Annotated in this window: 13 protein-coding genes, 1 pseudogene and 1 riboswitch; of the genes and pseudogenes, 5 read left to right on the top strand and 9 right to left on the bottom strand. The window is 36.7% G+C overall.

Translation table 11 applies throughout. The annotated features are described in order from the left end of the window. The coding region (locus HU235_RS23980; RefSeq protein WP_174881830.1) for a TAXI family TRAP transporter solute-binding subunit at positions 1–984 on the bottom strand (984 nt) is incomplete at its 3' end. A 335-nt stretch (positions 985–1,319) separates the two neighbouring features. Between HU235_RS23980 and HU235_RS25230 the strand changes: the two genes are divergently transcribed. The 3 genes from HU235_RS25230 (at position 1,320) to HU235_RS23990 (ending at position 2,665) form a co-directional block, all read left to right on the top strand. Continuing rightward, positions 1,320–1,631: a hypothetical protein gene (locus tag HU235_RS25230; protein WP_233452415.1), complete on the top strand. Its 312-nt coding sequence runs from the start codon at positions 1,320–1,322 to the stop codon at positions 1,629–1,631. A 159-nt stretch (positions 1,632–1,790) separates the two neighbouring features. After that, positions 1,791–1,928, top strand: coding sequence for a hypothetical protein (locus HU235_RS25235; protein ID WP_233452416.1), 138 nt, complete (start codon positions 1,791–1,793; stop codon positions 1,926–1,928). A gap of 32 nt (positions 1,929–1,960) precedes the next feature. After that, on the top strand, positions 1,961–2,665 hold the full coding sequence (locus tag HU235_RS23990) for an SIMPL domain-containing protein (RefSeq protein WP_174881831.1): 705 nt from the start codon (positions 1,961–1,963) through the stop codon (positions 2,663–2,665). A 236-nt stretch (positions 2,666–2,901) separates the two neighbouring features. On the opposite strand, the gene metC is transcribed toward HU235_RS23990, so the two are convergent. The 6 genes from metC to HU235_RS24020 form a co-directional block, all read right to left on the bottom strand. Then, positions 2,902–4,077: a cystathionine beta-lyase gene (metC, locus tag HU235_RS23995; protein WP_174881832.1), complete on the bottom strand. Its 1,176-nt coding sequence runs from the start codon at positions 4,075–4,077 to the stop codon at positions 2,902–2,904. Further along, entirely contained in the window at positions 4,077–5,189 is a 1,113-nt protein-coding gene (locus HU235_RS24000) for a methionine biosynthesis PLP-dependent protein (RefSeq protein WP_174881833.1), read from the bottom strand. The genes metC and HU235_RS24000 overlap by 1 nt, the downstream gene beginning before the upstream one ends. A 201-nt stretch (positions 5,190–5,390) precedes the next feature. After that, a riboswitch (SAM riboswitch) is annotated at positions 5,391–5,593 on the bottom strand. Between the two features lie 67 nt (positions 5,594–5,660). Beyond that, complete coding sequence (locus HU235_RS24005; RefSeq protein ID WP_174881834.1) at positions 5,661–6,239, bottom strand: SCO family protein; 579 nt, start codon at positions 6,237–6,239, stop codon at positions 5,661–5,663. 9 nt (positions 6,240–6,248) lie between these two features. Next, entirely contained in the window at positions 6,249–7,250 is a 1,002-nt protein-coding gene (locus HU235_RS24010; RefSeq protein ID WP_174881835.1) for an aliphatic sulfonate ABC transporter substrate-binding protein, read from the bottom strand. Between the two features lie 18 nt (positions 7,251–7,268). Next, positions 7,269–8,027, bottom strand: coding sequence for an ABC transporter permease (locus tag HU235_RS24015; RefSeq protein ID WP_174881836.1), 759 nt, complete (start codon positions 8,025–8,027; stop codon positions 7,269–7,271). Next, the gene (locus HU235_RS24020) at positions 8,011–8,799 is read right to left on the bottom strand and encodes an ABC transporter ATP-binding protein (protein ID WP_174881837.1); all 789 of its coding nucleotides are present in this window, start codon (positions 8,797–8,799) and stop codon (positions 8,011–8,013) included. The genes HU235_RS24015 and HU235_RS24020 overlap by 17 nt, the downstream gene beginning before the upstream one ends. Before the next feature lie 440 nt (positions 8,800–9,239). On the opposite strand from HU235_RS24020, the pseudogene HU235_RS24025 reads away from it, so the two are divergent. Continuing rightward, a pseudogene (locus tag HU235_RS24025) lies at positions 9,240–9,470 on the top strand (GNAT family N-acetyltransferase); the annotation flags it as partial. Between the two features lie 62 nt (positions 9,471–9,532). Here HU235_RS24025 and HU235_RS24030 read toward each other — a convergent pair. Further along, entirely contained in the window at positions 9,533–10,345 is an 813-nt protein-coding gene (locus HU235_RS24030; protein WP_174881838.1) for an alpha/beta fold hydrolase, read from the bottom strand. A gap of 202 nt (positions 10,346–10,547) precedes the next feature. Here HU235_RS24030 and HU235_RS24035 point away from each other — a divergent pair, with 202 nt between their 5' ends. After that, positions 10,548–10,700 carry a YpzG family protein gene (locus tag HU235_RS24035; protein WP_095298340.1) on the top strand — a complete coding sequence of 51 codons (153 nt, stop codon included), beginning with the start codon at positions 10,548–10,550 and terminating at the stop codon, positions 10,698–10,700. Positions 10,701–10,761: 61 nt separating this feature from the next. Here HU235_RS24035 and HU235_RS24040 read toward each other — a convergent pair whose 3' ends face one another. Further along, entirely contained in the window at positions 10,762–11,562 is an 801-nt protein-coding gene (locus HU235_RS24040; RefSeq protein WP_174881839.1) for a hypothetical protein, read from the bottom strand. Positions 11,563–11,963: the final 401 nt, after the last annotated feature.

An 11,963-nucleotide genomic window follows, 5' to 3' on the forward strand; every position in this document is an offset into this window, starting at 1 on the left:
ATATTTAGCAGCTCCTGGGTGTAATTCTAAATCACCTAAACCTTCAAGAGCAGTCTCCGCTTTAATTAATTCACCTTTTGCATGTGTGATTTTATCAGTATTTTCGAATAATGCTTTTGTCATGTCATAGACGAGCGTTTCATCAAGATCTTTCGTTGCTACTAACATTGCTTTAATTGCGACCGTTTTTACATCAGATTCAATATTATATGTTCCGCTTGTAATTGTATCCTCTGCATAATAAGGATATTTCTCCATCAAACTTTTGATTTTATCATCTGCAATCGGAACAATAACAACATCCTCTTGGGCTGCTAAAGCTTCAACAGCTCCAGTTGGTGTACCGGCAGTCACAAAAGCTGCATCAATCGTTCCTGATTGAATGCCATCTGTTGATTCATCAAACGAAAGGTTTTGCGCTTTAATATCATCAACTGTCATTCCATGGATTTCTAAAATTTGTACTGCATTAATATAAACACCTGATCCGGGAGCTCCAATCGAAACTGCCTTTCCTTTTAAATCCTCAACAGACTCAATCCCACTCTTCTTAGTTGTAACTAGCTGAATTGTTTCTGGGTATAATGAAGCTATCGCTTGAATGTTGTCAATTGGATCACCTTCAAACATCTCTTTTCCTTCAAGGGCATATGCAGTAATATCTGTTTGCGAGAATGCTAGCTCTGCTTCACCTGCTCGCAATGTTTCCATATTTTCAGCTGATGCGCCAGATGTTTGTGGAGTAATTTTTGCATTTGTATTATCAGAAATGATTTTCCCAATTTGTCCACCAAGTGGATAGTATGTACCACCTGTACCACCTGTTAATAAGCTTAAATCCTGGCTTTCACCTGATTTTGTATCTGTATCAGCATTCTCATCATTGGCAGAACCTCCTGATTCAGTTCCTCCACCACATGCAGCGATCACCATCATACATAAAAGCAATATAGGAAATAACAAGCTATTCTTCAATTTTTTCATTTTGCTCCCCCTTTTCTAAATTGTGCAAAAAGCAATAGCTTACTTTTTTATATATGAGGAGACTTTTCGGTACATGCATAAAATTGAGAAATGAGATGACAAAAAGAAAAAGCTTTTCGAATCCCTCATCAGAACTTTTTTACGGCAAATGTTAATTTATTCGTTCTATAATTTTTGTCATTTCTAATAAGATAGAAGGAACTTTTCTTTTAAATTATCGTTTATCATAAGGGGCTGAGTGCGTTATGCCAATACAGTACCGAAGATGGTCAGAACATCCTTATCCTAACGAGTCAACTCCTCCTTGAGGGCATTCTGAGCCTGCCTTTTGGCCAATGTTTTTTATATATAGAGGTGCAAATCATCAATTTTTAGATGTTTTGAAGCAACCAATTAAATGGATTATTAAGCAGCCAAATCAAATTGATTGGGACCATGAATTATTTATCGTAAAACAAACACTTCTCTCATTAACAGCTGAGCAAAGGAAATCTGCTGAATATTGGGCTACAGGGGAGCTTACAGCAAAAATTTCTTCACTTTTATACGAATTAGCAGAAAAATACCAATTAGGCACTCCAAGCTGTGCAAGAATGCTCGGATATTATCATGCAGCGATAAATGATACTTGTGTAATGTCATGGTAGGATGTTGCCCGCCCAATCCAATTTAATCAAAGCTTAGCTCCAGTTGTTTTTACCCCGCGATTTCCTGCTTACCCCTCTGCACATGCAACGATCGCAGGCTGTTCAGAAGTATTATTAAGATACTTCTTTCCTTCAGAGTCTGTCAGATTATCAGCATTAATGAAAGAAAGTGCTCAATCACGTCTCTATGCTGGTGTCCATTTTAAAGCAGATAATGATGAAGGGCTACGGTTAGGGAGACAAATAGGGGAAATGGTTGTAAAAATCATGCAGCTGCAAAATGTTCGTCCCTTTTAAAATCCATTATTAAAAAAGGAGCGTGAAAATGAATGTTTTACATGATGGATCCGGCTTCCATTCGTCATCATTATCGTTCAGCTACCAATTCGTACCGTCATAAGGGGCATTTTACAATGACGGTTAACGGAAGTGGAACTGTGTCAGTTAAGCCTGACGAAGCACTATTAAATGTTGGAGTTGTAACTGAAAATATGCAAATTCAAACAGCACAGGAGGAGAATACACAAAAATCGAATCAGCTGCTTGAAGCATTAAAAGAGATTGGAATAGAAGAAAATGATATAACTTCGATTGTCTATTCAATTAATCCAAAATACGATTTTGTAGAGGGACAGTCGATATTTAGGGGCTATGTAGTGGAGCATTTATTCCAAATCAAAGTAAGAGACCTTTCAAAAATTGCCACTATTTATCGAGTTGTTATTGAAAATGAGGCAAACCGAACTAGTAATTTACAATTTCGTCTATCTAATCCTGACTTTCATTATCAAGAAGCTTTAAAATTGGCTATCCAAAATGCAAAAGATAAGGCAAGGGAAATTTCTAGAACGATAGGTTTAACTTATCTAAAAACACCAATAAAATTAACCGAACAAACTATACAACAAATTCAACCATTAAGTAGAGATACTTACCAAATCGCTGTAAGTACCGAAGCGTTTACCCCACCAATCCAATCTGGCGAAATCACTGTAGCTGCTCAAATAAAAGCGGTTTTTCAATATACTGATTAAAACTACCATTAATAGACAATTATAAACGTACTGAGTACAAGTAATGAAATTTAAATAGACAATTTCTCTTTATCCTTTTTATCGAAGAATTATAAAATGATATTAATTCATGTCAAACTACCTCTGTTTAGCCGAAACGTAACAATAAATGCTAGATCTCCTTTTAGTTTTACGCAACAAAGAGATGACAAAATAAGTCTTCGCTAAAACAATTTTGTCATCTCTTATTATATTTATTATTTTGTACTTTGCTTTACAGGTAATTTTTCTAATGCTTCCTCAAAGTCTTTTATAATGTCATCTGCATTTTCTAAGCCAACGCTAAGTCGTAATAAACCGTCTGTAATACCACGCTTTTCTCGTTCCTCAGCTGGCATTGCTGCATGTGACATTCTCGCTGGATACGATAAAATCGACTCCACTGCACCAAGACTTACAGCAAATACTGGTAGCTTCACATTGTTTACAAGTGTTTTAACTGCCTCAGCATCCGCCAGTCTGAATGAGAGAACTGCTCCTGGTCCATCTGCTTGATACTTCTGTGTTTCATATCCTGGATGGAAGCTTAATCCTGGATAGTATACTTGCTCGACCTTTTCATGCTTGCTTAAATATTCAGCTATTTTTTGTGCAGATGCTTGAGATTGCTTTAATCGCACATGCAATGTTTTTAATCCTCTTAGAACAAGCCAAGCATCTTGTACGCCAAGGACTGCTCCAAACGCATTTTGCAGCTTATATAAACGATTTCCTAATTCCTCATCCTTAACAACAGCAAGTCCTGCGAGCACATCACTATGCCCTGCTAGAAACTTTGTCGCACTATGTAACACGACATCGACACCAAGCTCTAACGGTCTTTGCAATTCAGGTGTTAGGAATGTGTTATCTAAAAATGTTAAACAATTATTTGCCTTCGCAAGATTCACGATACCACGAATATCTGTAACCTTTAACAATGGATTAGATGGTGTTTCCATATAGATAACTTTCGTATTTGGACGAATGGCTGAAGCAACCTGATGAAGATCAGTCATATCAACAAATGTATGTTCAATACCAAATCTAGTGAGTACATCCGTAATAATTCTAAATGTGCCCCCATAGACATCTTCTGTAACAACGACGTGATCTCCTTGTGATAATAGCAAGAAGGCTGTAGAAATAGCTGCCATTCCTGAGGCAAATGCCATTCCTCTCGTTCCCCCCTCTAATTCTGCGATTGCTTGTTCCAATGCTTCACGTGTTGGATTCCCCGAACGGGAATAATCATACTTTCCATATTCATCAAAATCAAATTGATGGAAGGTTGATGCATGGTGAATAGGCACACTTACTGCACCTGTTCCTTGATCAACCTTTGCCCCATTATGAAGGAGCTTCGTTTGAAATGACCAATTATGCTCGCTCATTATGCTTCAGCTCCCTTCATTTGTTTAAAGCTTTGTTCTAAGTCAGAAATTATATCCTCTACATGCTCTACCCCTACTGAGAAGCGTAATAATCGATTACAAACACCATTTGCAATTCTTACTTCCTCAGGAATATCCATATGTGTTTGTGTTGCAGGATACGTTATAAAGCTTTCAATTCCACCTAAGCTTTCTGCAAATGAAATAACCTTAAGGCTTTTTAAAAACGGATTTACCCACGTTTCATCCTGCAGACGGAACGATAACATTCCACCTCTTCCAGGGTATAGCACATCAAGTACATCAGAATGTGATTCCAAAAATTGCGCAACCTTTTGCGCGTTTTGTTCATGCTGTCTCACACGTAATGATAATGTTTTCATTCCACGCATTAATAACCAGGAATCAAATGGCGATAAAACAGCGCCAATCGCATTTTGATGTTGAAAGAACTCATCGCTTAGCTCCTGCCCTTTTGTAACAACTAAGCCTGCTAGCACATCATTATGTCCCCCTAAATATTTTGTCGCACTATGGATAACGATGTCTGCTCCTAATAAAATTGGTGTTTGAATAACAGGTGTATAGAATGTATTATCGACAATAACTAAAATGCCATGCTTTTTCGCAATCTCAGCAAGCTCTTTTATATCTGTTTCCTGCATCAATGGATTTGTAGGTGTTTCGATAAATAATGCTTTTGTTTTTTCAGAAATCAGTTTTTCTGTTTCTTGTGGGTTTGTAAAATCATCATATTTAAATGACAAACCATATTTTCGCCATTCTCTTTCAAACAAACGATATGTACCACCATATAAATCACTTGATACGATTAATTCATCACCGCTTTGGAATAGAGCCATAATTGTTTGAATCGCAGCCATACCCGAGCTAAATGCAAAGCCACGGTCACCGTGCTCTAAATCAGCAATAGCCTTTTCTACTAATCCTCTTGTAGGATTTCCGGTACGAATATAATCAAATCCTGTTGATTGCCCGATCCCCTCATGCCGATATGCAGTCGAAAAATAAACAGGAGGATTTACTGTCCCTGTCACATTTTCACTACGGTTTCCAATTTGGGCTAATTTTGTTTCAATACGTTGTGTCATTGCTAGTCACCATCCTAATGTTATAAGTTATGTCTGTTTCTCCTCGGTTACGAAAAAACGGGAGAGCCTTGCTGGAGTGATTGATCATTTAAACTAGATATTATTTAAGAGGATTTTCCCCATTATCTATTCAAAAAACTTTCATTGATCAAAAAAAGTCTTCCTCATTAAGAAGAAGACTTTATATACGATGATCGCTCCTTCTTATCTCTCAAGCATAATGCTGGTGTGGCTTGCTGGATTTAGCACCTTGGTACTCGTAAAGAGCTTTATTGATATGTTGCATTTAGACTACTAACTGAATAAATAGACTTAGCAAACATGTCACAATAAGCTTTTACTTTGTTTTTGTACCGGTTGCTGAGGCTTCGTAGGGCCAGTCCCTCTGCCTCTCTTGATAAGAAATGTATGAAATTTTAGAATTATTATTTTCTATAACTTTACATGATTCGAGTATAGATTGCAATACAATTATTGTAATAGTTTGATATCTTCGATAATTTTTTCATAAGGTACATCTGCTGAAACTTCATATTGCTCTAATATCGTTGTACCTTTCATAAGGTAAATTGCAGAGCTATGAACAAATTGATTAGATCCATCTAACTTTGCAGCAGGTGCGATATAGCTTGTATTTGCAAATGATTCTATAACCGCTTGGTCATACCCTGTGAGGAAATTCCAATTCGTTTCATCTGCCCCAAAGGATTTCGCAAAGTTTTTGAGAACGTCTGGTTTATCATTTTCCGGATCAATCGTAAATGAGACAAATTCAACATCGAGATGCTCCTGCTTCGCCTGTTTCTGTAATGTTGCCATGTTCATCGTCATCGGCGGACAAACCGTATCACAATTCGTAAAGATAAAAGCAGCTAACCAAATTTTATCCTTATAATCTTTCGGAATATCAACCTTTTCATTATTTTGATTCATTGCAGTAAGTGACCCAACAGTGCCATTTAATGAAAAATGCTCTTCAAGGTTGATAGACTGCGAGCAGCCTACCATACCAAGAACAGCAAGAATAAAAACCGATACTATTTTTCTCATATAGAACGCCTACTTTGTTAAAAATTGCGTATCAATTAATTCACTAAATTCAGGTTTTTCTTTTAAGAATTTCAATTCAAAAGATGAATTAGCAAAATCTTGAACGACATCTGCATTCACTTCTGTTGTATATGTTACACGTTTCCATGCACTATCAACTATTGCTGGGTCAAGCTCTTGATCTGTAATTTCTTTAATTGCTTTTATCGCAATATCACGTGCTTCTTCCGGATTGTCATTAATAAATTGAACACCTTTTTCATGAGCACTAACAATCTTTTGAACAAGCTCTTTGTCTTCTTTAATTAACTTGCCTGATGTGACTAATACAGTATTTGGTAGAGTCGTTCCATAAGCAATATCCTTTGTATCAACGATAACCTTTGCTCCGTCATTCACTAATTGTGACGCCCATGGCTCTGGAACAGCCGCAACATCCACTTTACCTGATTCAAACATAGCACTATATTGTGCTGGATTTCCTGTAACATGTTTTAGAGTTCCACCAATACGAGCTGATGTAATTCCATAATCCTTTAAAAATGTTTCCATTTGAACATCATGTGTACATCCTACACCAGGAGTAATAAATGTTTTTCCTGATAAGTCATCAATTGATTGGATGCCGCTTTGCTTAGATGCAACAACAACTGTACCACCAGAAGATGCACCTGCAACAATTTTAACATCTGCACCGTTAGCATAGTTATTCATAACGGGTCCTGGTCCAACTAAACCAGCTGTAATATCGCCAGTTTTTAATGCCGTCATAAATGCAGCTCCATCTGGAAAGGTTTTGTACGTTACTTTCACATCTTCTCCAAGAGCTTCCTCAAAATATTTCTTTTCCTTCGCAATCATTGCTGGTACGTGGTCAATGTTTGGAAAATATCCAATCACAACCTCCTTCTTGCTTCCACCTGCTCCATTTGAGCTTGAGGAAGAGCCACATGCAGCTAAAACACCGATAAATAAAATCGAAATAAGTGCAAGTAATAATCCTTTTTTCATGATGTTACCCTCCATAAATTAATTCTGATCCAAGCCCCACTTTTTCATGACGCTTTTTTCAACTCGTTGGAAAAATAATAAATCAACAATAACCCCTATAACCATAATCATAAGCATTATTGCAATAACTAAGCTCATATCACCAAAATCTGAAGCAAATTTTAGCTTATATCCTAGACCTGGTCCAGTACTTAGAAGTTCACCAGCCATCAATGCTCTCCAAGCAAACGCCCACGCAAGCCTTGTACCAGTAACTGCGTAAGGTATAGATGCCGGAAACATAACCTTCCAAAAAAGGCTAAACCCTTTATAATTCATTGTTTGTGCTGCCTTAATATATAGAGGTGGGACATTTTTTAAGCCTGTTCTCATATTTAAGGTCATGACAAGAGTAGCACCTAGGACGATAATAAATGTGACAGCTGCTTCATTTAGTCCGAACCACATAATTGCTAATGGCAGCCAAACAATACTAGGTACCGATTGAAGGGCAATAATTAACGAACCAAGTGTTTCATCCGCTGTTTTTGATTTTGCTAAGAATACACCTAAAATAAGTCCAAGTGTTAAGGCAATCACTAGTCCGATCGCCAACCGTTTAAAGCTTGCTGCCAAATCATACACTAGCGTCATATCAGCAAAACCCGTATAAAGAGATGTAAACACATCAGTTGGTGCAGGCAGCAATGATTCTGAAATATTTAAAACTGTTACCGCAACTTGCCATACTATGAACAGAATACCGAAGAACAGTATTCGCTTAATGACTGTTTTCATATTGCTGCTCCTTTTCTATTACTTTATCAATCTCTGACTTTAATAACTGTTGGATTCTTTCTTCATATGGTAAAAGCTCTTCACGTGCTTGTTCGCGAGGTCTCGGAAAATCAAGCTCAATAATATCTAAAATTCGTCCAGGCTGAGTTCCCATAACAACAATTCGGTCAGACAATTTAAGCGCTTCATGGATACTATGTGTTACAAACAAAATCGTTTTCTTTGTTTCTAAAAAGACCTTTTCAAGAACTTCATGTAATCTAGAACGTGTTTGTTCATCCAACGCCCCGAAAGGTTCATCCATTAGTAAAAGCGCTGGATCCATCGCAAGTGCTCTCGCGATCGAAACACGCTGCTGCATACCACCTGAAAGCTCGTGAGGTGAATGCTTTGTATATGGGCTTAGTTGTACCAATGATAAATATTTATGTGCCTTTTCTTTTGCCTCTTTTTTAGACATTTCTTTCCTGAGGGGAAACATCACATTTTCTTCAACAGTTAACCATGGAAATAAAGCTGCTTGCTGGAATACCATTCCTCTTTCCTTACCAGGCCCATTAATTTTTTTTCCTTGTAAAATAAGTTCTCCTGATGTCTGCTTTGTAAGACCGGCAACAATTGAAAGCAACGTTGATTTCCCACAACCAGAAGGCCCTAAAATGGAAACAAATTCGCCTTCTTTGACTTGTAAGTTTACATCATTTAAAACAGTTTCAATGTTATTTTCACGGTTATTAAATTGCTTTGAAACTTCGTTTATAGTTAAAAACAATCTTCTCACCTGCTTTTCCAATTCTCATCTAAACCATCGGATTAATATGATTATTATATGCAATAGAGGGTGAATGTCAAGTGGTTTATATTTTACAGTCGTTTAAACATAAAGAGAGGATTCCTTAAATTTCCCTGAATTTATTGATAATGAAAATAAACACTTTATTAAAATCCAGAAAACGAATGGCAGATCTTCTTATATTTGAAAAGATTGAAGAGGAGAGTTTCTCCTATTATTTTCAGCTATTATTGAAATAAGGGGTGATGAAAATGGTGACAGAACGAGCTTTCCTTATTGAAGAGGCACAGTGAAATTTCCGAAAGGACATGATAGAAATGAACGTTCAACGATTTTGACAGTTTGAAGGATTTTATAAAGAGGAAAAGTTATTTTTAGAACTTAGAAAAGTAGATTTAAATCCTAGTACGCAAGGCGAGGCAGAACTTGGCTATTTACATTTGCCTGAACATTTTGGAAAGGGGAACTGCAGACAAATCTCTAAGGAGTTATTGGAAAGGTGTGAACAATTAGGATTAGAACGTGTTGTTGCTATAATCGCTCCAAACAATGCTGCATCGAAGAAAATATTGAGTAATAATGTTTTATTTCCAGAAAAACTTTGCGAAATAGACGGGTTACCAGGGGAAATCTTAGCAAAGGAATTGTAAAAATCACTTCAATCATTGAAGGACTTTCTTCATCCTCCAATGATCGTTTTGCTTTAGTACACCTAGCCAATAAATCGGAATAGTTCTTGATTTACTTTATTACGCTCTTCCCAAAACAATCCGTGTCCACTATTTTCAAACGGAATTAGTACCGAGTTTTTTATTCCTTGTTTTTGTGCTTCTGCTAACGGGAAGTGACAAACCTGATCATGAATCCCATGCAAAATTAAAGTCGGAATAGCAATTGTTCCAAGGTCAAAAAACAATTGCTCCTCTTTCAGCCAGGTCTCGGCCACAGCTGCAGTCGACCAGCTTGCAGCCTGAATTCCTAATTGAAAAAACCAATCAGCAAATGGCTCAGAAATTTTTTGGTAGAAAAACATATCCTTAAAATCACTAAGCATTTTTGGGCGATCCTTATAAGTCTTTTCAATTATGTCCGTAACATCTTCCTTTTTTAAACCATATGGAAAATATGGACGTTGTATTAAGCTTGGAGCTGCTGCTGCAAGAAGAACTAGCTTTGATACCTTATCCCCATAATAGCGAGACATATAACGGATTGCGATTGCTCCCCCGGTAGAATGGCCAACAAGTGTGACATTCTCCAGCTTAAGTGAATCAATTACAATGCGAATATCATCTGCTAAACGATTATATGTGTAGCCTTTCCATGGCTTATCAGAATATCCGAAGCCCCTGCAATCAATGCCAATACAACGATAGCCATACCGAGGCAACTGATTAAACTGATATTCAAACATCTTATGATTTGCAGGCCACCCGTGGATAAACAATATTGGCTTTTTACTCTTTCTGTTAAGATCCTCAACATAAAGTTGAACATCCCTCTCAACCTTTACATAATACCCCACTTCCATTCCTCCTCATATGAATAAAGTAACTCCCTTTAGACTTTATTCTTTTAGAAGGAATAACATGCTGAAGCAGAATATTTCTAGTCCATCGTATTTCAGGAAAAACTGAATGGTTTTCCTGATCTTTTCAAATACTAAAAAAGATACCATGTAATATACATCGTATCAAAAAACAATCCTAACTATGAGGTGATACGTAGTGAGCTATAGAGATCATTTAGATCCACATTCTCAAAAGTTTCACCATAATTGGACAAGACCTAAGCGTTCGAAATCTCAAGTAAATGGGCATACAGAAGTATCCCAGAACACCATTATTCTGAGAAGTAATGCAAAGGCTCATAGGTGGTAAAGGATTGACATGTATGGTCTGTGTTAGGGAGGGTACTACTCCTTAACACAAACCAACTTAATTATACTTGCAATGTTACCATGCTTCCGATTCCAGAAAGAATCTCCTGCCATTCTTGTTGATCAGCTAAATGGATATGGATCGGTTTCTGTTCATCCTCAGTATACTCTGAAATCCAAATACCGCGGCTTGATGGTAAAAAGAAGAGGATATTTTCTAAATACATTTCATTTTCATTCATACTCATACTAAAATTTGAAATATTAAATAACGTCCAATTGAATGTTTGTAAATCCTCGACAAACATTGAAAATGCAACATCCTCATTTTCAGTAAGGCTATAAGTATTACGCACTGCTTCAACCTCATCAGGTTTACTTAGTAAATCAAATGCCTCATCTGTTAAAGCAAAGCGGTGTTCTCCTGCAAATTTAGGAAATTCAATGCCATAATAGTCACGGATGATCTCATGAATTTGCGAAGATGTAATCAATGCAAATTCATGAATAATATCGCGATCAATAAGATGCATTAACCATTCATCATCCTCGTAATGATGAAGCATTAAAACAGATTGCTGTGGCGCATTTGAACAACGTATCATCCGTCCTGAATTTACGTATTTCTCAATAAATTTTAATGTTTCATGAGTTAATGGTAGCTCTCCCTTCTCCTCAAGAGCGGGGTCCCACATTCTTTTCATAATAAGCTGATGTGAAGTTGCTTCCATAATTGCAACCCATTCATTCTCAGTCTTGCTACCAATTGCTGTCTCAGCTATTCCTTTTGCAACACTAGGAAATCCTGCAACACTAACCATCAATGCAAGCTCTTCTGTTGTACAAGTGAGTAAATGATTCATTTTGTCACGTCCTTATAAAATAAAAAGTGAAGCGGCACTTCTTGGGCCTTCACGGCACCAATAGCAAATACCGACCTGAAAGTTGAATTACAATCGAAAGAGTAGCTATATTACAAGCAGCGAAATATAATCAAATACAGACCATACTATGCCAAATACCGATAATATCTATTACATAAGACTATTCTTTCAATCAAAAGAAACCTACAATGAATTCTAAGGGAAATGTGATAACAAAATAAATAATTATCGCGAGAATTCCATGTAAAACCAATGCTATCAACATATAAATCTTTCTTACTAGCCATTTATTCTTTTCGAACTTTTTATATAGGATATAACCAGATCCTATAAAACCATACATGAAAAAGTTTGTTATTTTTTGAAAAATTGAATTTGCC

It is taken from the genome of Metabacillus niabensis (assembly GCF_902829255.1).
GTDB lineage: Bacteria > Bacillota > Bacilli > Bacillales > Bacillaceae > Metabacillus > Metabacillus niabensis.